24 protein-coding genes and 1 pseudogene are annotated in these 22827 nt (G+C 66.3%); 10 read left to right on the top strand and 15 right to left on the bottom strand.

Annotated features, from left to right (window positions below; all coding sequences use genetic code 11):
- Positions 1 to 9: 9 nt before the first annotated feature.
- On the bottom strand, positions 10 to 885 hold the full coding sequence (locus tag J1902_RS04850; protein ID WP_307794374.1) for an N-acetylglucosamine kinase: 876 nt from the start codon (positions 883 to 885) through the stop codon (positions 10 to 12).
- 136 nt (positions 886 to 1021) lie between these two features.
- On the opposite strand from J1902_RS04850, the gene J1902_RS04845 reads away from it, so the two are divergent.
- Positions 1022 to 2071 (top strand): NAD(P)H-dependent flavin oxidoreductase, encoded by a 1050-nt coding sequence (locus J1902_RS04845; RefSeq protein ID WP_207615109.1) that lies wholly within the window; start codon positions 1022 to 1024, stop codon positions 2069 to 2071.
- Here the strand turns inward: J1902_RS04845 and J1902_RS04840 are convergent.
- Positions 2046 to 3020 carry a LysR substrate-binding domain-containing protein gene (locus J1902_RS04840; RefSeq protein ID WP_207615108.1) on the bottom strand — a complete coding sequence of 325 codons (975 nt, stop codon included), beginning with the start codon at positions 3018 to 3020 and terminating at the stop codon, positions 2046 to 2048. The genes J1902_RS04845 and J1902_RS04840 overlap by 26 nt on opposite strands.
- Positions 3021 to 3164: 144 nt before the next feature.
- Here J1902_RS04840 and J1902_RS04835 point away from each other — a divergent pair, with 144 nt between their 5' ends.
- Positions 3165 to 4403 (top strand): MFS transporter, encoded by a 1239-nt coding sequence (locus J1902_RS04835; protein WP_307794372.1) that lies wholly within the window; start codon positions 3165 to 3167, stop codon positions 4401 to 4403.
- A 30-nt stretch (positions 4404 to 4433) separates the two neighbouring features.
- Here the strand turns inward: J1902_RS04835 and J1902_RS04830 are convergent, their stop codons facing one another.
- Positions 4434 to 5597: a trans-sulfuration enzyme family protein gene (locus J1902_RS04830; RefSeq protein ID WP_207615106.1), complete on the bottom strand. Its 1164-nt coding sequence runs from the start codon at positions 5595 to 5597 to the stop codon at positions 4434 to 4436.
- 132 nt (positions 5598 to 5729) lie between these two features.
- On the opposite strand from J1902_RS04830, the gene J1902_RS04825 reads away from it, so the two are divergent.
- Positions 5730 to 6236 carry an Lrp/AsnC family transcriptional regulator gene (locus tag J1902_RS04825; RefSeq protein ID WP_207615105.1) on the top strand — a complete coding sequence of 169 codons (507 nt, stop codon included), beginning with the start codon at positions 5730 to 5732 and terminating at the stop codon, positions 6234 to 6236.
- A 3-nt stretch (positions 6237 to 6239) separates the two neighbouring features.
- Here J1902_RS04825 and J1902_RS04820 read toward each other — a convergent pair whose 3' ends face one another.
- The gene (locus J1902_RS04820; RefSeq protein ID WP_207615104.1) at positions 6240 to 7475 is read right to left on the bottom strand and encodes an MFS transporter; all 1236 of its coding nucleotides are present in this window, start codon (positions 7473 to 7475) and stop codon (positions 6240 to 6242) included.
- 162 nt (positions 7476 to 7637) lie between these two features.
- On the opposite strand from J1902_RS04820, the gene J1902_RS04815 reads away from it, so the two are divergent.
- The 3 genes and pseudogenes from J1902_RS04815 (at position 7638) to zapE (ending at position 9820) form a co-directional block, all read left to right on the top strand.
- Complete coding sequence (locus J1902_RS04815) at positions 7638 to 8159, top strand: Lrp/AsnC family transcriptional regulator (RefSeq protein WP_207615103.1); 522 nt, start codon at positions 7638 to 7640, stop codon at positions 8157 to 8159.
- Between the two features lie 91 nt (positions 8160 to 8250).
- A pseudogene (gene corA / locus J1902_RS04810) lies at positions 8251 to 9245 on the top strand (magnesium/cobalt transporter CorA).
- Positions 9242 to 9820, top strand: a complete 579-nt coding sequence (zapE, locus tag J1902_RS04805) for an AFG1/ZapE family ATPase (protein WP_242701592.1) — start codon at positions 9242 to 9244, stop codon at positions 9818 to 9820. The pseudogene corA and the gene zapE overlap by 4 nt, the downstream one beginning before the upstream one ends.
- A gap of 32 nt (positions 9821 to 9852) precedes the next feature.
- Here zapE and J1902_RS04800 read toward each other — a convergent pair whose 3' ends face one another.
- The 3 genes from J1902_RS04800 to J1902_RS04790 all read right to left on the bottom strand — a co-directional run bounded on the left by J1902_RS04800 (position 9853) and on the right by J1902_RS04790 (position 12278).
- The gene (locus J1902_RS04800) at positions 9853 to 10383 is read right to left on the bottom strand and encodes a ferritin (protein ID WP_207615102.1); all 531 of its coding nucleotides are present in this window, start codon (positions 10381 to 10383) and stop codon (positions 9853 to 9855) included.
- A gap of 460 nt (positions 10384 to 10843) precedes the next feature.
- Positions 10844 to 11863, bottom strand: a complete 1020-nt coding sequence (locus tag J1902_RS04795; RefSeq protein ID WP_207615101.1) for an NYN domain-containing protein — start codon at positions 11861 to 11863, stop codon at positions 10844 to 10846.
- 61 nt (positions 11864 to 11924) lie between these two features.
- The gene (locus J1902_RS04790) at positions 11925 to 12278 is read right to left on the bottom strand and encodes a zinc ribbon domain-containing protein YjdM (protein WP_207615100.1); all 354 of its coding nucleotides are present in this window, start codon (positions 12276 to 12278) and stop codon (positions 11925 to 11927) included.
- A 574-nt stretch (positions 12279 to 12852) separates the two neighbouring features.
- Here J1902_RS04790 and J1902_RS04785 point away from each other — a divergent pair.
- Both J1902_RS04785 and J1902_RS04780 read left to right on the top strand, forming a co-directional pair.
- The gene (locus J1902_RS04785; RefSeq protein WP_207615099.1) at positions 12853 to 13275 is read left to right on the top strand and encodes a riboflavin kinase; all 423 of its coding nucleotides are present in this window, start codon (positions 12853 to 12855) and stop codon (positions 13273 to 13275) included.
- Positions 13276 to 13294: 19 nt separating this feature from the next.
- Positions 13295 to 13474 (top strand): helix-turn-helix domain-containing protein, encoded by a 180-nt coding sequence (locus J1902_RS04780; protein WP_207615098.1) that lies wholly within the window; start codon positions 13295 to 13297, stop codon positions 13472 to 13474.
- 19 nt (positions 13475 to 13493) lie between these two features.
- Here the strand turns inward: J1902_RS04780 and J1902_RS04775 are convergent, their stop codons facing one another.
- From J1902_RS04775 to J1902_RS04740, 8 genes are all read right to left on the bottom strand, one after another.
- Positions 13494 to 13733: a hypothetical protein gene (locus J1902_RS04775; protein ID WP_207615097.1), complete on the bottom strand. Its 240-nt coding sequence runs from the start codon at positions 13731 to 13733 to the stop codon at positions 13494 to 13496.
- A 529-nt stretch (positions 13734 to 14262) separates the two neighbouring features.
- Positions 14263 to 15081, bottom strand: a complete 819-nt coding sequence (locus J1902_RS04770) for an IclR family transcriptional regulator (protein WP_207615096.1) — start codon at positions 15079 to 15081, stop codon at positions 14263 to 14265.
- 171 nt (positions 15082 to 15252) lie between these two features.
- The gene (locus tag J1902_RS19660) at positions 15253 to 15423 is read right to left on the bottom strand and encodes a hypothetical protein (RefSeq protein WP_207615155.1); all 171 of its coding nucleotides are present in this window, start codon (positions 15421 to 15423) and stop codon (positions 15253 to 15255) included.
- Complete coding sequence (locus J1902_RS04760; RefSeq protein ID WP_207615095.1) at positions 15348 to 15608, bottom strand: SDR family NAD(P)-dependent oxidoreductase; 261 nt, start codon at positions 15606 to 15608, stop codon at positions 15348 to 15350. Before J1902_RS04760 ends, J1902_RS19660 begins: the two co-directional genes overlap by 76 nt.
- A gap of 19 nt (positions 15609 to 15627) precedes the next feature.
- Positions 15628 to 16593 (bottom strand): quinone oxidoreductase family protein, encoded by a 966-nt coding sequence (locus tag J1902_RS04755; protein WP_207615094.1) that lies wholly within the window; start codon positions 16591 to 16593, stop codon positions 15628 to 15630.
- A 12-nt stretch (positions 16594 to 16605) separates the two neighbouring features.
- Entirely contained in the window at positions 16606 to 17439 is an 834-nt protein-coding gene (locus J1902_RS04750) for an HpcH/HpaI aldolase family protein (RefSeq protein WP_207615093.1), read from the bottom strand.
- Positions 17440 to 17459: 20 nt separating this feature from the next.
- Positions 17460 to 18275 (bottom strand): IclR family transcriptional regulator, encoded by an 816-nt coding sequence (locus J1902_RS04745; protein ID WP_207615092.1) that lies wholly within the window; start codon positions 18273 to 18275, stop codon positions 17460 to 17462.
- Positions 18276 to 18378: 103 nt separating this feature from the next.
- Positions 18379 to 19752 carry an MFS transporter gene (locus J1902_RS04740; protein WP_307794371.1) on the bottom strand — a complete coding sequence of 458 codons (1374 nt, stop codon included), beginning with the start codon at positions 19750 to 19752 and terminating at the stop codon, positions 18379 to 18381.
- 304 nt (positions 19753 to 20056) lie between these two features.
- Between J1902_RS04740 and J1902_RS04735 the strand changes: the two genes are divergently transcribed.
- Together J1902_RS04735 and J1902_RS04730 are read left to right on the top strand one after the other, a co-directional pair.
- Positions 20057 to 21466, top strand: coding sequence for an LLM class flavin-dependent oxidoreductase (locus tag J1902_RS04735; RefSeq protein WP_207615091.1), 1410 nt, complete (start codon positions 20057 to 20059; stop codon positions 21464 to 21466).
- A gap of 30 nt (positions 21467 to 21496) precedes the next feature.
- On the top strand, positions 21497 to 22819 hold the full coding sequence (locus tag J1902_RS04730; RefSeq protein ID WP_207615090.1) for a flavin monoamine oxidase family protein: 1323 nt from the start codon (positions 21497 to 21499) through the stop codon (positions 22817 to 22819).
- The last annotated feature ends 8 nt before the right edge of the window (positions 22820 to 22827 follow it).

The raw sequence follows: 22827 nt of genomic DNA, 5'->3' as shown, positions 1-22827 counted from the left end.
CCGCGCTGCTCAGCCGCGCTGCTCAGCCACCAGCTGCAGTACACCGAACACGGGTTCCTGGTCCAGGACGCGGACATCCGCGATGCCTTGGGCCTCGAGGCCCGCCCGGAACGAGTCCTGCAGGGCCGGCACGTTCATGCCGAGACCGCCACCCAGGATCACCGGCCCGGCGATGCCCAGCTGCCGGACCACCTGTGCGGCCAAATCCGCGAGGTCCCGGCCGGCCTGCTCCACGAGCCTGTTGCTTGCTTCGTGGCCGGCCGCCGCGGCTTCCACCACCAGCCTGGCCTGCTGCGCCCAGAAGCGCCGCCCGGTATCCGGGGAATGGAACAGTGCGATGAGCTTGTCCGGGCCGTCGATCCCGCAGGATTCGAGCAGGGCGGTGGTGAGTTCATCGGCTTTGAGCTTGCGGTTCATCCGGCGCAGGCTGTGGCGGACCGCTTCGCGGCCCAACCAGTAGCCGCTGCCTTCGTCGCCCAGGAGGTAGCCCCAGCCGCCCGCCCGCGCTTCGTCGCCGTCGTCGTTCCTGCCCCAGGCGGCCGAACCGGTTCCCCCGATGACGGCCACGCCGGTGCTCGCACCTCCGGCCGCCAGCAGGAGGCGGGAATCGTGGACCACAGTGACCCGGGCACCGGATACGTGCGGGCTGATGAGCGCTGCGAGCGCCTGGGCGTCTTCCTCGGTGTCGATCCCGCCGGCTCCGGCGTAGACCTCGTCCACGCTGCCGCCGCCGATCATCCCGAACAGGGCGGCAAGGTTGGCCGCCGCCACTTCGCGGCTGACATTCTGTACGTTGGAACTGCCGGTGCTTTCATCGCGCACCGGCACGCCGTCCTCGAAGCGGACGCCGTGCGTCTTGGTCCCCCCGATGTCGATCCCGATCACGGTGCCGGTGACAGCGCTGGTTCCTGGTTCAACGACGCCCTGTTCGACGGCGGATGGGGTTGCGGCGGGCAGGATGTTGCGGGCATTGTTCACGTGGACAGAGTAGCTTGAAGCACCCCTGAAGGAGGAGCACAGCATGACGGAGTCCTTGTTCGGAACGCCGCTGATCGCGGCGCCCATGGCCGGGGGAACCTCCACGCCGCACCTGGTGGAGGCCGTCCACGCTGCCGGCGGGCTCGGCTTCCTGGCGGCAGGGTACAAGAGCGCCGAGGGCATGGCCGCCGAGATCAGGGCTGCCCGCGACGCCGGTGTCCGCTTCGGCGTCAATGTTTTTGTGCCCGACGCCGGTCTGCTGGCTGACGCCGGAAAGGCTGCGCGTGCAGCGGCGACCGCCGGACTGGAGGCGTACCGCGCCGCACTGCTGCCGGAGGGCCGGCGTTACGGGGTCGCCATCCCGGAGCTGCGGCTCGATGACGACGACGCCTGGCAGGCCAAGATCGATGCCCTGCTGGCCGAACCGGTCGAGTTCGCCAGCTTCGCCTTCGGGCTGCCCGGCGCTCCCGTGGTCCGGGCCCTGCAGCGGGCAGGCACCGCGGTGATCGCCAGCGTCACCTGTGCAGCGGAGGCCCGGCTCGCCGTCGAGCAGGGCGCGGATGCCCTGGTGGTCCAGCACGGCTCGGCGGGCGGGCACACCGCAGCCTTTCTCCCGGAGCCGCAGCGGCTTTCCCGGGCCGGCACGACGGCGGAGCTGGTGGCCGAGGTGCGCGCCGCCGTCGGGATCCCCCTCATTGCGGCAGGCGCGATCATGGACGGCGCGGAGCTGCGGGCAATACTGCAGGAAGGCGCCGTGGCCGGGCAGCTGGGGACCGCCTTGGTGCGCACCGAGGAAAGCGGGGCCAGGCAACTGCACAAGGACGCGCTCGCCAACCCGCATTTCACCGAAACGGCCATGACGCGTGCGTTCACGGGCCGCTGGGCGCGTGCCCTCGTCAATGAGTTCGTCCGGGACCACGCCGACGCACCGGACGGTTACCCGGCCATCCACCATCTGACAGCGCCCGTGCGGGCAGCCGCCGCCGCGGCCGGCGACGCAGAACGGCTCAACCTGTGGGCGGGAACCGGCTGGCGGGAAGCCAAGGACGGTTCCGTCGTAGCCGTGGTCACGGAGTTCCTGAACGGGCTTTGACCAGGCCGGCGAGCAGCTCCGCCCCCTCCGACAGGACCAGTTCGCGGAACAGCCGCACGGGATCCGGTTCCGCGGCCCGTTCCCGCCAGGCGATCCCGATTTCCCGGAAGGCCAGCCCGGAGTCGATGGGCACCTCCACCAGGCCCAGGCCGGCGGCGCGGAGGTACTGTCCGCCGCCGGATCCAGGACCCGCGGGCGGGAGGATGCCGAAGCCGAGCCCGGCGGACACCAGGCCGCGGGCCGTGTAAGTTTCCTGGCCTTCAAAGGCCGTGCGCGGACGGAAGCCTGCCTCCCTGAAGAGCGCGTCGCTCAGCGAGCGCAGGCCGACCCCGGAGGGAAGGGACACAAAAGGATCGTTGCGCAGCTCCGACAGATGCACCCTGGATCTGCCGGCCAGGGGATGCCGGTGGTGCAGCACGAAGCGCAGCGGTTCCCGGTACAGGGCCGCCGAGCGGATGCCCCTGCCCTCCGGCGCCACCGGGGCAGTGAGCGCAAAGTCGGCGTCGCCGGCGGCCAGTTCCTCAAGGCAGCCCGAACGCGCGCCCTGGCTCAGTTCGAAGGCCGTGTGCGGGTGGCGACTCCGGAAGGCACCGATCAGGATGGGCAGCGTCGCCTCGCCGAAGGTGTGCTGGAAAGACACGGAGATCCGGCCCCGGACCACAGCGGATTCGTGCCTGACCCGGTCCAGGCCCGCCTGGAACTCGGCGAGCGCCGCCTCGATGTAGGGCAGGAGCGTCCGGGCAGCGGGCGTCAGGCGGATCCCACGGCCGTCCCGCACCAGCAGCTCGGTGCCCACCACGGCGCTGGCCCGGGCAAGCGCCCGGCTCACCGTGGGCTGTGGCACGCCGAGGATCTCGGCGGTTTCGGTGACGTGCTGCGTGCGCCCCAGTTGTGCGAGCACCGGCAGCAGGGGCAGGAGCTGGACCAGCTGCTTGTGTTCGATGTCCATGGACCGGCCTTCCGGGGGCTGCGCCTTCGCCGACTCCGGCGGAGCGCGCAGGGTTCGAGCAGCGGGATTCAATGCGAATTACGCATGAAAGCCAACTAAATCATGCATTGGAAGTATCTTCCAGAGCAGTCCTACGCTGACACGGTGAGCAAAACACTTTCCACAAACGCCGTGGCCTCAGGCTGGGAGGGCCATCTCAAGGGTTCAAGCGGGTACCGCCGCATCCTGGCAGGCCTCGCCCTGGCCGGCGTCGCGACCTTCGCGCAGCTCTACTCCACCCAGGCAGTGCTTCCCCTCATGGCCGCCGATCTGCACATCACCGCCGCCGAGGCCGCGCTCACCATCTCCCTGGCAACCGTGGGCCTCGCCGTCACCGTCCTCCCGTGGTCCTTCGTTGCGGACAGGATCGGACGTGTGCGGGCCATGGCCATCGGCATTACCGCGGCCACGGTATTCGGCCTGCTGGTCCCGCTGGCCCCGAATATGCCGGTGCTTCTGGGGCTGCGCACCCTCGAGGGCATGGCGCTGGGCGGCATCCCGGCCATCGCCATCGCCTATCTCAATGAGGAGGTCAGCAGGATCCACACCGCGCTCGCAGCCGGCAGTTACGTCGCCGGCACCACGCTGGGCGGCTTGGCGGGCCGCCTCGTGGCCGGGCCGGTGGGCGAACTCTGGGGCTGGCGTTCCGCGGCCTTGGCGGTTTCCCTGCTCGCGACGGTCTCGGCGGTCCTGTTCCTGGTGCTAGTGCCCAAGCAAAGGCGCTTCCGCCCTGCACCGGCCGGCGGCTTCCGGGGCGCCATGCGTACGCTGGGCAGGCACAGCGCCAACCCGAAGCTCCTGGCCCTCTACATCCAGGCGTTCCTGCTCATGGGCGGATTCGTGGCCGTCTACAACTACCTCGGCTTCCGGCTGCATGCGGATCCCTTTGCGCTGCCGGGCACGCTGGTCAGCCTGATCTTCCTGGCCTACCTATCCGGGACAGTGAGTTCCCGATGGGGAGCGGGCCTGACCTTACGCTTTGGCCGCCGGAACGTGCTGCTCGCGGGCATCGGCATCATGGCCGGCGGACTCGCCCTAACCGCGTTGGACAACCTGGTGGTGATCCTTCTCGGACTCGTCGTGTTCACCGGTGGCTTCTTCGCCGCCCACAGCGTGGGGGCCGGCTGGACCGGGGCCATCGCCGTGGACGGCCGGGCCCAGGCCGCGTCCCTCTACAACCTCTCGTACTACCTGGGATCCAGCGTGATCGGCTGGGCGGGCGGCCTGGTGTTCCAGGCGTTCGGCTGGCAGGCCCTGGCGCTCAGCCTCACCGCCCTGGCATGCACGACGGCGGTGATCACCGCCGTCGTGCACCGCTCCCCTGCGGGGGCGCCGGCTGGCTAGGCCGCTACCCTGGGCAGTACGGCCAGGCGGCTACCGGGTGGACTCGATGGCCTGGACCAGGTCATCGAGGATGTCCGCCGGATCCTCCAGGCCGATCGAAACCCTGAGCATCTGCGCGTGGGGCTTGGCGTCGGCCGCGACGGGGCGGTGGGTCAGCCCGGCCGGGTGCTGGATGAGGGTGTCGATGCCGCCCAGCGACACCGCGTGCGTCAGGAGCCGGACGGCGCCCGGGATGCGCTCGGCGTGTTCCGCGGATTCGACGTCGAAGGCCATGAGGGAGCCGGGGCCTGACATCTGCGTACCCACCAGGCCCAGGGGATCGCATTCGGGCAGTCCCGGGTAATACACCTTGCCCACAAGCTCGTGGCCGGCGAGAGCCATGGCCACCTTGTGGGCGGCGTCCTGCTGGGCCCGCACCCGGATCGGCAAGGTCGCCAGGCCCCGGTGCAGCAGGTACGCCGGCCAGGGCGTCAGGATGCCTCCCGTGACCGCGCGGACGCTGCGGAGCCGAACGGCCCATTCCGCGCTCGTGGCCACTACGCCGCCCATGGCATCGCCGTGGCCGCCCAGGAACTTCGTGGCGCTGTGCAGGACCATGGCGACGCCGTACTTGAGGGGCCGCTGCAGGACCGGTGTGGCGAAGGTGTTGTCCACCATGACCGGCACACCGTCCGCCTCCTCGACGAGCCGGGCCAGGTCCACCAGCTCCAGGCTGGGATTGGCGGGAGTTTCCACGATGACCAGCCCGGTGTCCGGGCGAAGAGCCCCACGGACCTCGGCGGGCGTGGCAAAGGTGGTTTCAGTTCCGAGGAGGCCGCTCGCCAGCACATGGTCGGTTCCGCCATAGAGGGGGCGCACCGCCACCACATGGTTCTTTCCAGTGGACTTCATGGCGAGCAGGACGCCGCTCAGCGCAGCCATGCCGGTGGCGAAGGCCACGGCCTCGGGGGCTCCTTCGAGTGCGGCCACCCCGGCCTCGAACCGCGCCACGGTGGGGTTCCACAGACGTTGGTACACGGTGCTCTGGCCTTCTAGGGGCACCCCGCCCGTGGCCATCTGCTCGTAGGCCAGGCCGCCCTCGTGGACCGAGGGAAGCGGGGCCGTGGTGGACAGATCGATCGGCACGGCATGGACGCCCTGCTCCGTCAGACCGTCCCGGCCGGCGTGGACTGCAAGTGTGTCGAAGGTGCTCACGTCTCTCCTTTGAATTATTCACCGTTGAATCCGGCCAGTATCTGGCAATAATTCGGAACTGGATACAAGCCATGAATGGAATGTCACGAAACCACGGATTATGATGAACGGAACGCACTTTCAGGAGGATCTGTGAGCAACCCCGCGAAGAATGTTCGGCCCAGCGTGATCAACGCCGAGCCGTTGGACGCCATCGACGAGCGCATTCTGGCCGCCCTGGTGGACGATGCCCGGATCTCGAACAAGCAGCTGGCCGAGCTGGTAGGCATTGCCCCCTCCACGGCGCTCATGCGTACACGCTCCTTGTGCGAGCGCGGCATCATCGAGGGCTTCGAGGCCGTGCTGAGCCTGCCTGCCATTGGCCGTTCGGTGCAGGCTCTCATCGCCGTCCGGCTCCGCGCCCATGACCGCGACCAGATCGACCGCTTCACGGCCAGGGTCCCGAAGCTGCCGGCCGTCATTTCCACGTTCCACACCACCGGCTCCGTGGACTACCTCCTGCACATCGCCGTGGCGAACACGGACGAGCTGCGCAACTGGCTCCTGGACAACCTGGCCACGGACCCCGTGGTGGGCCATACGGAAACCACCATGGTCTTCCAGCACATCCCGGGCAACCGCGGTCCGCTGCCGGAGTAGGGACTAGCGCCGGGTGATGCCCCGCAGCGAGACTGCTGCGAGGACCAGTGCCGCGACGCCGCACAGTACAGTGAATCCCGCGACGGCGGTACCGAGTCCAAGCGCGGACACGGCGAGCCCAAGCCCGATGACCGGGACGGCGCTGCCGAGATACGTGATGACGTAGAGGGTGCTGATGATCTGGGCGTGCCGGGAGGCCTCCAGCTTCCCGGCGACGTCGTTGAAGACCTGGCGGAAGGCCAGGCCCTGCCCCACGCCTGCGGCAAGGCTGGCAACCACCAGAAGCCAGAGGTTGGACCAGGCCGCTGCCGCACCCACCAGCACCACCGAGACGCCCAGCAAGGCCAGGCCCGCAGGCACCGTGAAGCGGCCGTGGACCGCCAGCAACTGGCTCAGGGCCGAGGCACCCAGCGTGAGGCCGGCCAGAATGCCGACGAGCGGCCGCGTATCGGCATGGACTGCCGCGGCAAAATAGCCCGGTGCCAGCGACAGGCAGAAGCCGAACACGGCAAAGCTCAGGAAGCCCACCGACGCCGCCAGCCAGAATGCACCCCGCGCTTCGCGCGAGATGGAGGGCTTGCGGGGCGCCAGCGCCGTGAAGGGCCGGGGGCCGTCACCGGGTGCGATTGCCGGACGGGCCTTCAGCAGCCACAGCGGCACGAGCGCAGCCAGCAGCACGGCCGAATGGACATAATACGGCGTGGACGTGGCCCCGGGAAGCAGCGACAGCAGACCGCCGATGGCCGGGCCGGCCGCGACTCCCCCGGCCGAGGACAACAGGGTGAACCGCGAGGCCCAGTCCGGACGCTGCGGCAGCAACTCGCGCAGGGCAGCGGAGCTGGCACCCGTGGCCAGCCCGACGGCCACGCCCTGGAGGGCCCGGCCCGCGCACAGCGCCAGCAGGCTGTCCGCGTTGGCAAAGACCGTGCCGCCAAGCAGCCCCACCAGCACAGCCAGGACAAGGGCGGCCCGGCGGCCGATGTGGTCGGACCAGTGCCCGGCAAGCATGAGGACCGCCGCCAAAGCGAGCACGTAGCTGGAGAAGGCCACCGTCACGCCCAGGGACGAGATGCCGAGTTGCTCCTGCAGGAGCGGGTACAGCGGGGTCGCCAGATTGGCCCCGAGCAGCAACGTGAAAATCACGACGCCGGCGAGCACCAGCCTCGCGGTGGTGGAAGCATCCCAGCCCCAGCGCCCGGCGGTGGCCGGGCGCATGCGCAGTTCGCTAAAGACAGTCATTGCCGTGCCTTTGCCTAGGTGGCCGGACGGCCGCCGCGTCTTTGTGGGACAGGGGCAGCCGGGCGGTCAAGTCTTGATGGCAACAGAATGCAATAGCCGTTGATCCAAAGGGCAGACAATCGTGGGAAAATTGAGCGGAATACTCAAAGATGTGATGCCAACATGATCCGGAGTGACGTTTTGAACAGCCTCGACCCCCTGGACCTGAAAATTCTCCTGGAACTGATCAAGGAGCCCCGGATCCAGATCGCCGAACTCAGCGAGCTCCTGGGCATCGCCCGCAACACCGCCCAGGCGCGGGTCCGGCGCCTGCTGCGCTCGGGCGTGCTCAACAACGGCGGCCGCGAAGTGGACCTCGAAAAGGTGGGATACGACGTCGTCGCGTTCGTCACGATCGAGGTCACCCACCGGGAGCTCGACGGCGTGATCGGCGCCTTGCGCCTGATCCCCCAGGTGCTGGAGGTCCATGAGATCTCCGGGCGCGGCGATCTGTGGTGCCGCGTCGTGGCCGCGGACACCCACAATCTCCAGACGGCGCTGCGATCCGTCCTGCGGATCCGGGGCGTCATCCGCACCGAGACCGTCCTGGCGCTGCACACGCATATCCCCTACCGGACCGAACCACTGATCGGGCTGATGGCAGCTGCGGCGGCCCCGACAACACGCGCAACACAGGGCCCGTGATCCGCGGTCTTCCCTGACCGGGCGGGGCTAGTATTCGGGCATGGACTGGCTCTCACACTTATCGCACGGGGCCATGCAGTAGCCTCAAAGCGTGACCATCATTGACAACGCCGTCTACGTTGACGGAGTCCGCACCGCCACGCCGTCCAGCCTCGAGCAAAGCGTCGAATCCCTGGCTGCACATGGGGGCATGGTCTGGATCGGGCTGTACCGGCCGGACGAGCTGGAAATGGCCGCCGTGGCCGCCGAGTTCGGCCTCCACCTGCTTGCCGTGGAGGACGCGGTGACCGCCCACCAGCGTCCCAAGCTGGAACGCTACGACAACAACCTTTTCACAGTCCTCCGGCCCGCCCGGTACCTGGACGAGAGCGAGACCGTGGAGTTCGGGGAGCTCCACATCTTCACCGGTAGCAACTTTGTGGTGACGGTCCGCCATGCCGAAACCCCCGGCGTTGCCCAGGTCAGGCGCTATCTGGAGCACCAGCCCGAGCTTCTGCGCTGCGGGCCCGAAGCCGTGCTCTATGCCCTGCTGGACCAGGTGGTGGACGACTACGCGCCAGTGGTCGCCGGCCTGGAAAACGACATCGACGAAATCGAGGACCAGCTCTTCAGCGGCGACACCACCGTGTCACGCCGCATCTACGAACTCGCACGCGAGGTCATCCAGTTCCAGCGGGCCATCAACCCCCTCCCCGAGATGATTGACCTCCTCAAACGTGGCTTCGTGAAATACGGCGTGGACATCGAACTGCAGCGCAACCTCCGTGACGTGGAGGACCACATCCAGATCCTCATTTCGCGGGTCAACGGCTTCCGCGACCTGCTCCAGAATGCCCTCACGCTGGATGGCACGTTGACGGCAAACCGGCAGAACGAGGCCAGCGCGGCCCAGAACGAGCAGGTCAAGAAGATCTCCTCGTGGGCCGCCATCTTCTTTGCGCCGTCCATCGTGGCGGGCGTCTACGGCATGAACTTCGACCACATGCCGGAACTGCACTGGGCCGTCGGCTACCCATGGCCGTGGGACTGATGTTCGGCGCCGCCCTGCTCATGTACGTGATCTTCAAGCGCAAGGGCTGGCTGTGACCGCTGCCCGCCGGCCGCAGGAGCAGACGCGCGGCGCGGAACCTGCCTTGGGATTCCGCACAGGCCGCATCATCACTCCGGGTTCGCCGAGGCAACTGGGGAGACTGGGGCTCTTCCCGCCGTCGGACACCCAGCGCAGGATCCTGACCCCCACCACCCGGCCGATCACGGCCAGGAATGCCGAACCGGATCTGCTGTGGATCAGCTTCGCTGAGCTCTGCGGCGGTCCGTCCACGGAGGCGGACTTCCGGGCACTGGCCGCGGAGTACCGGATGTGGGTGATCGACGGCGTCCCCTCGCCGCAGCTCGCCCAGGCCCTGGGCCCGGCAGCCGACTGGGAGCGGTTCAGCAAGGTGGTGGAGGTGCTTCACGAACAGGACATTGCCCTGTTCCTGATCGGGGCCGGCCCCTTTGACTGGGGCACCGCGGGGACGGACACCGCGGGCACGGGAGCAGGACTCCCAGCGGAGATGGTGCGGACCGCCAGCCGCTTGGCCTTGCTCGGACGGATTGAGTCCCCGGACGCCAGCGAGCTGCCAGGCGAAATCGGGATTGCCGAGGGCGCCGGGAGCTAGGCCCCCGACGCCCCGCGCAATGTTCTTCCCGTTTAGATGGCACCGCCTGCGGTGGGAGGTGCGCTGGAGTCGTGTCCGCCGCCGCCGACAGTCTCGCGGGCAATGTAGTTTTCGATGTCGAAGAGGTTCTCGGCCCGCTCCGTGATGTTCAGCAGCGTGGTCATCGCAGCGACTTCCTCCACCTGTTCCTTGAGGAACCAGAGCATGAACTGCTCACCGAGGGGATCGTTCTCCGCCCGTGCGGCACGGAACAGCTCCTCGACGTTGCGGGTGACTTCCTTTTCCTGTTCCAGGGCCAGCTGGATGGGCTCCTTGGCATCTGCAAAGTCGTTGCGCACCGCGCCGATCCCGGGGATGGCCACGGGCAGGTTCCGGTCCAGCATGTACTGGACCATCATCATGGCGTGGTTACGCTCTTCGAGGGACTGGCGGTAGAAATGTGCGGCCAGCTGGGGCAGATCCTGGCCGTCGTAGTACACCGCCACGGCGACGTACTGCTGGGATGCCGCAAACTCATTCGCGACCTGGGTGGACAACAGTTCATTGAATGTCTTCTTAGCCATGGCCCGATCCTACCGCCGGGCACCGACACCGACAGGCTAGCAACACTCCCCAGAGTGTCCCCCGGCCACGATTCTCAGCCAGCCCAGAGCGTCATCTGCTCAGAGCAGCGCTGCAAGGCCGGCGCCACCGGCGGCAGCAGCAAGCAGGCGCCCATGGTGCCGATGCCGTTGGCCAGTGCCCGTCACTCGCCCGGCCCGTCCGACGGCGAGCCGCAGGATCAGCCGCCGGCCGGCGTCGGGCCCCCACCAGCAGGACAAGCCGCCAGTGAAGGTGGACGGGCCGGTGGGCCTCAGCCGTCATGGTGCGGGAGCATCGCGGGATTCAGCGGGACCACCAGCACCGGCTGGCTGGCCCGCCAGCGTGACGAAGCGCCACACGAGGGTACCCCGCCCAGTTTGGCGGCGATCCGGACGCGGGTCCTGCCTCAGCCATGCCGGCGGCCCCTTCCGTGCTGCGTGGTCAGTACTTCAGTTCTTCCATCTTCCTCCAGAACGATTCCCGGAGCATGCGCCTGACCCCCTGCAGATCGGTCTTTTGCTCACCGATGCGTTGGGCACAGTCCTTGAGGAGTACCCTGTCCAGTTCAGGCGGCAGCAGTGGTTTGTCGGCCAGGAGATCGTTGAGTTCGCCCTGGGTGGCGGCGCCGTGCCAGTTGACGGCCAGCCGCTCCCCCACCTCCTGCGCGACGAGGATGGCCGATTCCTCGACGGCGGACGCCGGGCCGCTGCTGTAGACAATCCCGGATTCGATGCCCCGGACGCGGTGGAGCGTGGCGGGCTGCGGTGCTGCGTGCAGTCCGCTCGCCGGAACCACGGCGTGGTGCGGCGGACCCGGTACCGGACGGCCCATGACGCCGGGTTTGGGGCCTGGCAAAGGAGCCTGGCCCGGCGGCTGTGTGTCGGCGGGAGGGGCCGGGCGGCTCGCGGCAGGCTTGCTCTTGAAGCAGGATTCGATGAGCTCCATGGGCAGCGTGATGACGCTGTCCACGGTCAACGCCAGGTGTTCGGCCACGGAGCGAACGCCGAGCCGGTGGAACGGGTCCTCGATTCCGATCAGGACCACTTTGACGCCGAGTTCCTGGGCGGCTTCAACGGCTTCGGCGAGATCGTCGTCGCCGGAAACCAGGAAGACCACCCGGGCGGCCCGGTTGCGGGCGATGCCCACGAGGTCCAGGCCGAGCTTGAGGTCCACGCCCTTCTGGTCGCCGCCGTAGGACAGCCGGCCGAGCCGGACTTTGACGCCGGAAACCATGCCGATCTTCTTGTGCTGCTCGCTCAGCACTGCGTCCTTGGCGGCGTCGTACCAGTACATGCGTAGGGTTTCGAGACCGCAGAATTCCTCGGCCCGGGCCTTGATGCCGGAGATCAGCTTTTGATGGTCCACGTCGAAGGCCGAGCGCAGCGAAGTCTGGGCCTGGGACAGTCCGCCTACGGCAAGCAAGAAGCCGGCGTCCACGAAGATAGCGCTCTGGGGTGCCATGCACCGATCCTAGCCACCCGGCACCCTGGGAGTGCGGAAGGCGGCCCGGAATGCAGGCGCGTCAGACCTTCTTGACCACGCTGGACTTGAGCTGCATGGGGCCGAAGCCGTCCACCTTGCAGTCGATGTCGTGGTCGCCCACGCCATCGATGAGGCGGATGTTGCGTACTTTGGTGCCGACCTTGATGGAGGTCGCGCTGCCCTTGACCTTGAGGTCCTTGACCACCGTGACGGTGTCACCGTCAGCCAGGATGTTTCCTACGGAGTCCTTGATGAGCCGCTCCTGGGCCTGATCGACGTCCTCTGCGAGCGCGGCGGACCATTCATGTGCGCACTCGGGGCAGACCAGCAGGGCACCCATCTCGTAGGTGTACTCGCCGGAGCATTCGGGGCACGGGGGCAGGGTCTCGTTCACAGGTCAATGGTAGTCGAGGGCTGGTTCCCCAACTTGTGTGGAGCTAAGGAGATTCGAACTCCTGACCTCTTCTCAGAGGGCGGCGTATTTCAACGGCTGCCACGGGCTCGTGTTGTGTTGATAATCCGCGGAAACTAGGCATTTTTGACTCTATGAACATTCGCTGCCATGTCATCTTTCCATCCGGCTGCTGCGGCGATGAACGGGACTGCTCGCTGATACGCCACGACCGAGTGCATCTAGACTGCGACGTCTGCCTGCAGAGGATCTGCGGCTCCTTAATGGTGCGGGTCAAGAGAGCGGCCAGATGGGAACTGCCGCCAACGCTGATGCGCACAGGCCCTTCACCTTAGGGTTCAAAGGTTGCAACGGCGTCCGTTCGTACAGCCCGGGGGAGTCCTTGGCGACCGGCCTTGCCTGGAAGTAGGGACTCTTGTTTCGCGTTATCGAAGGACGCCTGTCTTGACCCTTTGCCAAGGGTAAGCACGTTGACAGCGACTCATGCAACATCCTATATTGAACGCAACGTTCACTGAATGAACACGCTTCGTTGCCGGAATCGAGGAGGCCACCCATGCCAGCAATTGTCGAAGGAACCGTGGAGTATGGGGACCAACGCGGCCGGACGCTGGGTTTCCCCACGGCCAACATCCCGATCCTCGGGAACCCGGAGCTGGACGGAGTCTGGGCCGGGCTGGTTGAAACCGGCCTGGTGCCCTTCGCTGTGGCAGCGGTCTCGATCGGCCGGCGCCGGACGTTTTACTCCGGGGAGGGCGAACGCCTGCTCGAAGCGCACCTCCTGGACACGGAACAGGAGCTGTACGGGCAACATCTGCGGGTCCATCTCCTGGAAAGGCTGCGCCCGCAGGCAGCGTTCCCCAGCGTCGAAGCGCTGATCGAACAACTGCACGAAGACGTCGAACAAACCCGCAGATGGGCAGAGCTGAACCAGCCTTGGCTCCTATCCCCCATCGCCGGCACGTCTCCGGCGAAATAGAACCAATTGGAGCAACGGCATGAGTACCCAGACAACGCTTCCGGCCTGGGCGATCCAGCGCGTCGCAGCAGCACTGGACGTTGAACACCGCGACGGTGGCCCGAAGACCGCCGTCGACATCGCCCGCCGCACCGGGTTGAGTAAGAGCCTGGCCCGCCGCTGCCTCAACCAGCTGCGCAGCCAGCGGACTGCCCGCTAAAGAAACATAGGGCGGCCCTTCACCGCTCACCAGGGATGGCATGGTGCTCCACCCAGCGCCAGACCTGCGGGCCCGCCTCAAGACGACCGTGGAACGCGCCATGGGATGGACGGGCCGACCCCGCGTTCCGGTTCCACAGCTGGTAAGTGCCGGCGTACTGGACGGAATGGCCGGAAAAGCCGACGCTGAGGCTGCTTGTGGTCAACAGCGCGGAGTGCCCCTCGGGCGATAGCTTCTCAACAAATTCACCCCAGCTCATGGCAACGATTTGCCCAGCAGCGGAGGTGACGGTGGGGCTGTAGGCGCGGAAACCGCAACGTCAAAGCTGAAGCGTCCTCACTGCCGCTGCCGCGGAAAGTGCCGACAACAGGTTTTCCAGGTAATGGCGCGCCGCGGTCAGGCGCGACTGAAATTCCATGTCCTGTGCCGCCGCCGCAAAAGCTCTTTCGGCATGGGCCCATTCCGCGCGCGTCGGGGCAACTGTCCACCGGGGCACGGAAGCCGGAAGCGCAGTCATGCCCGGCGCCCTACTGCCGACCTCAGCGCTACCACCCTAAGCAACGATGCGTGCCTCCGTGTTACCGAGATCCTCGACAGCGCTTGATCGTCCCGATCCACGCCGATTCATGGGCACGCTTCCGCCAGTTCACAGACGACTTGAAGGCCTTGTTCGGCGCCGATGGACGTAGAGACCTGCTTGTCCTGCGCCAAGCGAAACCAAGGTATGTCTGGAGCAGGTGCAGAAATCCACGCTCACGTCCTATCGGCTTTCGCTTCACGGCGTGAATCTATGCCAGTGCCTCGGCCACCTTGTCTGCCGCCTGCTGCAGCTTCTCCACAAGAGGCCCCAAGTCATCGGCCTTAATCCGCTGGGTGGGGCCGTTCACAGTCAGCACCCCAAGCAACTGCCCAGACGAATCCCGCACCGGGCAGGCGATGACGAAGAGGCCCTCCTCAAGTTCGTCATCGAGTATCGCGTAGCCTTGCTCCCGCACCAAGCGCAACTCTTCGAGGAGGGTGTCTCGCCTGGTGATGGTCTTCGGCGTGTAGGACTCGAGCCGCTTCGGCAGTGCGGCAACAACCTGCTCATCGCTCAGCTCGGCGAGGATCATTTTTCCGGCAGCACTGGCATGCATCGGGTAGGAGCCGCCCACCCACATGTGGGAGGCGTTCAGGAAACGCGAAGCCGAAGCCTCGGCCACCACATCGTAGCTCGTTTCCCCTGTCACCATGACGAAGGAGAGAGTCTCATTGAACTTCCCGGCGTACTCGTTCAAGAGTGGCTGGATCCTCGAGACCACACCGGCATACGGATCAGCAAGCCTGCCAAGGCGGGCCATTTGCCAGCCAAGCATGTAGCGGTTGTCCACGCGCGCCACGAAGCCACTCTGTTCAAGACTCAGGAGCAGTCGGAAGGCCGTAGGCCGCGTCATCCCCACAAGCTGTGCGATTTCCGTGACCGTGATTCCCTGGCGGTGCCGGCCGAGCTCGCTGAGCAGCACGGTCGCCTTGACCACGGATTTGTTGGTCAGGTCCAAGGGTTCCGCGGAGGTCTGTTCCTCGTCACCGACGGCTTCTTCCGGTGCAGTGCTACTTCCCGCTGCCATTTATGCTCCCGCTTCGCGCCGGTCCGGGCCCGGCTGCTCTGACTCTCGTTGCCACACCCATCCTAGGCGCTACAGCGGCGGCATGCCCAAGAGCTGAACAGCAAGTTCAAATACGGGGAGTTCAATGTCAGGCGGGCAGCGGCAGTTTGGCGGTCCTGCCGCCGTCGACCACTATGGTCTCCCCCGTGAGGAACGCGAGCGGTCACCCGCCAGGAAGACTGCCAGATCCTGCGCCAGGAACAGCGGCGCCCGCAGGTTCAAGGCCATCATGAGGTCCCACTCATGGGGCTGGATTTCGGTAACGCCGCGCTCGAACATGGCGCCGGCGTTGTTGACAAGGATGTCGACGCCGCCAAGCCGTTCAGCTGCCTGCCCGACGACGGCGGGATTCCTTCCAGCTCAGCGTCCAGCGGGCAGCGCTGCACCACAGCCACGCGCGCCCCTTCCGCCAGGAAGCGCCCGACAATTCCGCGCCCGATGCCCTGCCCGCCGCCGGTCACCAGGGCGGCCTTGCCTTCGAGTTGCATTGCTTTCTCCAGCCCGCGGTTACGGGATGAGCAGGACTTTGCCTGTGGTTTTCCGGGCTTCCAGGTCACGGTGCGCCTGGGCTGCTTCGGCTAACGGATACGTGGCGCCGATCCGCACCTCGAGTTCTCCGGAAAGCACGGCCGAGAAGATGTCCCCGGCCCGCCAGGCCCGCTCTTCGGGCGTGCGCAGGTAGTGGGCCATGGTGGGGCGGGTGAGGGAGACGCTCCCGCCGGCGTTCAGCCGCTGGATTTCGAACGGCGGAACCGGCCCTGAGGCCGCCCCGAAAAGGACCAGCATTCCGCGGACTTTCACACTGGCCAGCGAACCGTCGAAGGTGGCTTTGCCGACGCCGTCGTAAACGCAGTCAACGCCCTCCCCGCCAGTGAGCTCCCGCACCTGCTCCGCAAAACCCTCGTACCGCAGGACCGTCTCCGCCCCGGCCTTGCGGGCCAGTTCTTCCTTGACGTCATCGGACACGGTGGCAATGACGCGCACGCCTTTGGCCTTCAGGAGCTGGGTCAGCAGCAGCCCGACGCCGCCGGCCGCCGCATGGACCAGGACGGTCTGTCCCTCCTGCGCGGGAAACGTGGAATTGGCTAAGTAGTGGGCGGTCATGCCCTGCGCCAGGAGGCCTGCCGCAGTTTCCGCACTCACGCCGTCCGGCACGTGGAAGGTTTTGTCGGCATCAACGAGGGCAAGCTCGGCGTAGGTATTCCCGGTCTCGCCGGAGACAACGCGGTCGCCGACGGCGAATCCTTCGACTCCGGGTCCCACCCCGAGCACCGTACCGGAGGCTTCGGTGCCAGGGATGAACGGGAACGGGACGCTGTAGCTCCCGCTGCGCTGGTAGGTCTCGATGAAGTTGACCCCGGAGGCGGCAACTTTGATAAGCAGCTGGCCCGGACGGGCCACCGGGTCTTCAACCTCGGCAATTTTCAGAACTTCAGGCCCGCCGGGCTGGCTGGCGACGATTGCACGGCTCACTGTTGTTGATCCTCAGGCGTTCTGCGGGGCCAGTCCGACGGCGGACGCTGCGTTTGCGGCGGACGCTGCGTTTGCGGCGGACACGGCATTGCGTGCCGCAACCGCGAGCAGGCCGGTGTCCGATGCCACGGGCATGAAGCGGAAGCCGAGATCGGCCATCTTCCGGGAGAGCGAAAGCTCGCCGGTGTAGATGCCTGGGACGACGCCAGCCGCGTGGCAGCGGCGGGCGATGTCCGCAAGGATGCCGTCAGGCCCCTGGCCGGTCAGTCCCTCCAGGGTCATCCCGAGGCTCAGGGAAAGGTCGTAGGGGCCCACGAAAACGGCATCGGGGCCGGTGGCCAGGATTTCGTCCAGCTTGGCCAGGCCGGCCGCGGTTTCGATCATGAGGATGCACCAGGTGTCATCCAACGGGTTCCCGGGCACGGTCTTGGGGTAGCGGGGGCTCCGGCGGGTCGGTCCGTAGCTTCGCTTGCCGCGCGGGGGAAAGCGGCAGGCGGAGATCAGCGACTCCGCGGTGGCCGCATCCTCCACGGTGGGGAAGATGATGCCTCCGGCTCCGGCGTCGAGCACCCGGCCGATGGTTCCCATGTCGTGGCCGGGGACTCGGACCAGGGAGGGTACGGAAAAGAGATGTGCGGCTTCGATCAGGGGTTGCACTTCGTGGATTTCCGCCGCGCCGTGCTGACCGTCGATGCAGACCCAGTCGAATGATTCGGCCGACAGGATGTCCACGACGGCGGGATCTCGGAAGCTGATCCACACGCCGTGGCGGGTCTGGCCGTCGTCGAAGTTTAGGTGTGGAGTCGGCAGGCCGGCGTGGTGTTCGCTTTCGCCGTGGATCTTCATTGGATTCTGCTCCGTTGCTGTTAGTGGATTTCGGGGGTTGCCGTGACGACGACGTGTCCCGCCAACGCCAGGGCGATCTCGGCAGCGGCGTTGCGGACCTGCTCGATGACGTGCGGCAGTCTGCTGGATTTCATCCGCTGGGTTGGACCTTGGAGGACCACGATGCCGAACAGTTCACCGTCGGCGTCGCGGGCAGGGCATGCAACAGCGAAGAGCCCGTCTTCCAGTTCGTCGTCGAGGATCGAATAGCCTTGTTTCCTGACGCGGTGCACTTCGGCCAGAAGTTCGCGGCGGCTGGTGATGCTCCGCCCGGTGAACTGCTCCAGGGTTTCGGGCAGGACTTCGGCGATCCTTTCGTCGTCCAATTCGGCGAGGACAAGCTTTCCGGTCGCGCTGACGTGGAGCGGATAGCTGCGTCCGACATACAGAGTGGCGACATTGAGGAAGCGCCCGGCGGACGCTTCAGCGATCACGTCGTAGTCGGTTTCGCCCCGCAGCATGGAGAAGTTGATGGTTTCGCCCAGGCTTGCCGCGTAGGCATCCAGGACGGGCTGGATCCTGGCCACGACACCGGCGTATGGATCTGCCAGTCGCCCGAGCCTGGCCACCTGCCATCCCAGCCGGTAACGGCCGTCGCTGCGGTCCACGAATCCTGCCTGCTCCAGGCTCAGGAGGAGCCGGAAGGCGGTGGGCCGGGTGATTCCGACAATCTGGGCAAGCCCGGTCGCCGAGATCCCTTGGGGGTGGCGGCCCAGTTCACTGAGCAGATGCGTTGCCTTGACCACGGACTTGTTCGTCAGGTCCAGCGCCTCGCCGACATTGGCTTGTTCAGTCACGGCCTTCTCTTCGTTTCGTGCGTCTTTCGTGCGGTTTCGTGCAAGGAGCACGAAGGCGCCCGTCCGGTGATATTCCGTAAGGACGCCTTCGCACTGCCTGTTGCTAGTTCACCTTGGCAAGCGGGGCCGAGGTGGCGCTCAGGCTCAGGCCCTTGGTCTCGGGTGCCAGGTACTGGGAGATGACAGCGCCCAGCACACAAATCGCGGCGGCGATCAGCATGGTGGTGCCGATGCCCAGGCCCTGTACGGAGAGCGGAAGGATAAACGTGCCGGCGGCCGCGCCGACGCGGGAGAAGGCGGTGGCGAATCCGACGCCGGCTCCGCGGATTTCCGTGGGGAACACTTCACCGGGGTACACACCGGTGAGCGCGGTGGAAATCGCATTGAAGAAGGAGAACACCATGAAGGACACCAGGATGATGGCCGGCGAGACGTGCGAGAACAGTCCGATGGCAACCAGCGCGACGGCGGCGATCCACATGGGCGGAATCGACAGCTTGCGGCGGCCCACCTTTTCGATCAGGAACATCGCGGCCACGGAGCCGGCAACCACCACGCCGTTGAGCACCAGCGCACCGGTGAGGCCGTCTTCCATGCCGAGATTTTCAAGCACGATCGGAGCGAAGGTGCCGATGGCGAAGTAAGGGGTCACATTGGTAACCCAGTACATGCACACAAAGAAGGTGGACTTGAAGTACTGCGGCGAGAACAGCTTGCGGAAGCTGGGGCGCTGCGGCTTCTCATGCTGCAGATCCCGCACGTCCTCCTCCTCCATGAATTCCTTGGCAATGGCCATGGCTTCTTCGGTCCGCCCCTTGCTGATCAGCCAGCGCGGGGATTCGGGAGTACCAAGGCGTAGCAGGAAGACGATCAGGGAAGGAACCGTGCTCATGCCCAGGATGATGCGCCAATCAACGTGGATGGCAGTGGACATGACGTAGCCCAGTGCATAGGCGCCCATGTAGCCGACGTACCAGGCGACTTCCTGGAAGGCCATGAGCTTGCCACGCAGCCTAGCCGGCGAGAACTCAACAAGCAGAGGCCACCCGATGGCATAGTCGGCGCCGATCGCCATGCCCATGAGCAGGCGGATGAAGAACAGCTGCATTCCATCGGCAACAAAGAACTGCGCTGCCGATCCGACCAGGAAGATGGAAAGGTCGACGATGAACATCGGCTTCCGGCCGATCTTGTCGGCGAAATACCCGCCGAGCGGGCCGCCGAAGAAGATGCCGATCAGGGCCGAGGCGCCGATCAGGCCCTGCCAGGTGGCGGAGAGGCTCAGGTCCGAGGTGAGGGCCGGCATGACGAGACCGATGCCGCCCAGGATGAAGCCGTCGATGAACATGCCGCCGGCGATCACCCCGCTGAGCTTGTAGAGGAACCGCTTCTTGTGCGGATCCTGGTTCTTGTCAGGGCCGGGCCCGGCTGACGGCTGCAATGACGGTCCGGAGACCGGTGAAACAGGTGTACTCACGATGGACTTCCTTGTAGATCGTGCTCTTCGAACGGGATACATGCCGGTTCTTCTCTGTTCGGCAAGGAGTGGGGATTCGGGGCCGGAATTCATAGTCCGGGGAGTTCAAGATTCGAACGTCGTGATCAAAAATATGACACCGGCCACATCGAGTGTCAAGAGTCGGGGCGTAACTTTTCGCGACTTGGATCACCTCTTGACAGTGAGCTGCGCAACACCTAAATTGAACGCAACGTTCATTTATTGAGCATGACCCGATGAATCTGCCGCATCATCCGGCACAGTCCAAGGAAGTACCGTCGCCATGAAAAACGAGCCTCTGAGCCTCTTTGCCTTTGACGTCTTCGCCCCGGCCCACCTGACCTCGGGCTCGTGGCGCAACGAAGGCGATCAAGGCCATCGCTACACCGATCTCCAGTACTGGACCGGCATCGCCCGGAAGCTTGAGGAGGCCGGATTCGACGGCATTTTCTTCGCCGACAACGTCGGCTACCACGATGTCTACCGCGGCAACGGAGATGCTGCCCTGCGCGACGCCGCGCAGTTCCCCATCAACGACCCCACCGTGCTGATCAGCGGCATGGCCGCCGTCACGAAGCACCTCACCTTCGGCGTCACCTGCTCGGCCACCTACGAGCCGCCGTACCTGCTGGCCCGCAAGTTCAGTTCCCTGGACCACCTCACCTCCGGCCGGGTCGGCTGGAACATCGTGACGTCCTACTCCGAAGCTGCCGCCCGGAACCTCGGCAAGGAACAGCAGCTCAGTCCCGAAGAGCGCTACGACATGGCAGACGAGTACATGGACGTGGTCTACAAGCTCTGGGAAAGCTCCTTCGAAGAGGACGCGGTGGTGCGCGACGCCGAGTCGGCCACCTACATCGATCCCGCCAAGGTGCACCAGATCAACCACTCCGGCACGCACTTCCGGGTCCCCGGGTTCCACCTCTGCGAGCCTTCGCCGCAGCGCACCCCAGTCCTGTTCCAGGCCGGTGCTTCCTCCCGCGGCATGGCGTTCGGCGGTAAGCACGCCGAAGCCGTCTTCCTCCAGGGGACGTCGGTGGAGGGTACCAAGCGCTCGGTGGACAAGTTGCGCCAGGCCGTGGCCGATGCGGGGCGCGACCCGAAGGACGTCAAGATCGTCATCCTGCTCACCGTCGTCGTCGCACCTACCGATGAGGAAGCCCAGGCCAAGTACCGGAAGGCCGTCGAGACCGCCCCGATCGACGGAATCCTGGCCCGCTTCAGCGGCTGGACCGGCATCGACATGGCCGAGTACGAACTGGACACTCCTCTGAGGTCTGTCGGCACGAAGGCCGGCCAGTCCATGGTGGACATGTTCTCCAAGGCCGACCCGGACCGCGACTGGACCCCGCGCCAGATCGCCGAATTCCTCGCCGTCGGCGGCACCGGGTCAACGATCGTCGGCTCCCCGGAGACGGTCGCTGCCGAGCTGCGCCGCTGGCGCGACGAAGCCGGCGTCGACGGCATCAACCTCAGCTACATCACCAAGCCGGGCGGCTGGGATGACTTCATCGAACTCGCCCTCCCCGTGCTTCGCGCCGAAGGCCTCGTGGCCCCTGCACGCACGGAGGACGAGGACCCGGTAACCCTGCGCGAAAAGCTGTTCGGCCAGAAGTACACCCTGGACGGCCACCCGGCCACCGGCTACCGCACGGGACGGCTAGCCCCCGCAGCCGACTCCACCGCCAGCTAAGCATCCCGACAGATATCAACGGAGATACACATGACTGAACAGACCGACGTCGTCGTCATCGGTGCCGGCCTTGCCGGCCTCATCACCGCCCGCGAACTCGGTAACCGCGGCCACAAGGTTGTGGTCCTGGAAGCCCGCGACCGGATCGGCGGCCGCCTTTACACCGAGCGCCGCCTTGGCCAGAACCTTGAGCTCGGCGGCAACTGGCTGCACTGGACCCAGCCCCACGTCTGGGCCGAGGTCACCCGCTACGGGCTGGAGGTCTCTCGCGGTCCGCGATCGGAGGAAACCTACTGGCTGGCCGGCGACGAAGTACGCCGCGGCAACCTTGACGACTTTATGAAACTGATCGACCCCGGAATGACCCGGCTGCTCGAAGACACCATGAAGTGGCTGCCCCGCCCGGATGCACCGCTGACCGTGGAGAATCTGGCCGACGTGGACCAGTACAACCTGCAGGAGATGCTGGACAAGCTGGACCTCTCCGAGGACGAGCGGAACGCGAACGAGGCCGCCTGGGTGGGCCACTTCAACGCTCCGCTGGACCAGTGCGCCTACGTCAACGCGCTGCGCTGGACCGCCGGCTCCTCCGGGCACTGGCACCTGATGCACGAGGCCTCGGCGATCTACCGCCTGAAGGACGGCAACGACGGCCTGGCCAACGCCATCGCCGAAGACGCCAACGCGGACCTCCGCCTCAACGCCCCGGTGACCGCCGTCCGGCACAACGCCGACAGCGCCACCGTCAGCTACGGCGACGGCCAGGAAATCCAGGCAAAGAAGGTTGTCATCACGCTCCCCCAGAACGTGCTGCACAAGCTCGACGTCGAGCCCGCCCTTTCCGAAGGCAAGCTGGCCCCCAGCCGGGAAAAGACCGCCTCCCAGGGCGTCAAGGCCTGGATCCGGGTCAAGGGCCCGATCAAGCCGTTCTTCGCGTACTCCGCCCAAGACAAGCCGCTGTCCGTGATCCGCACCGAGTTCGTCGGCGACACCGACGCCGTGCTGGTGGGCTTCGGCGCCGATGCCCACCGCATCGATGTCACCGATCCCCAGCAGATCCAGGAAGCCATCAAGGTCTGGCGCGACGATCTGGAAGTCCTCGAGGTCACCGGACACAAGTGGGGTGAAGACCCCTACGCGGAGGAGACCTGGCAGATCCAGCGCCCCGGCCAGCTCACCAAGTACCACGCCGCACAGCAGGCCAGCGAAGGCGCATTGCACTTCGCCAGCGCAGACACCGCCAACATCTGGGCCGGCTTCTTCGACGGCGCCATCGAAAGCGGCCTGCGCGCAGGCCGCCTCGTCCACACAGAACTGCAGTCCAACGCAGAACTGCACTCCCCAGCAAAGTAAAAGGAACC

Source organism: Arthrobacter cavernae (assembly GCF_017368795.1).
Taxonomy (GTDB): Bacteria; Actinomycetota; Actinomycetes; order Actinomycetales; family Micrococcaceae; genus Arthrobacter; species Arthrobacter cavernae.
This window is presented reverse-complemented; position numbering and strand designations above follow the sequence as displayed.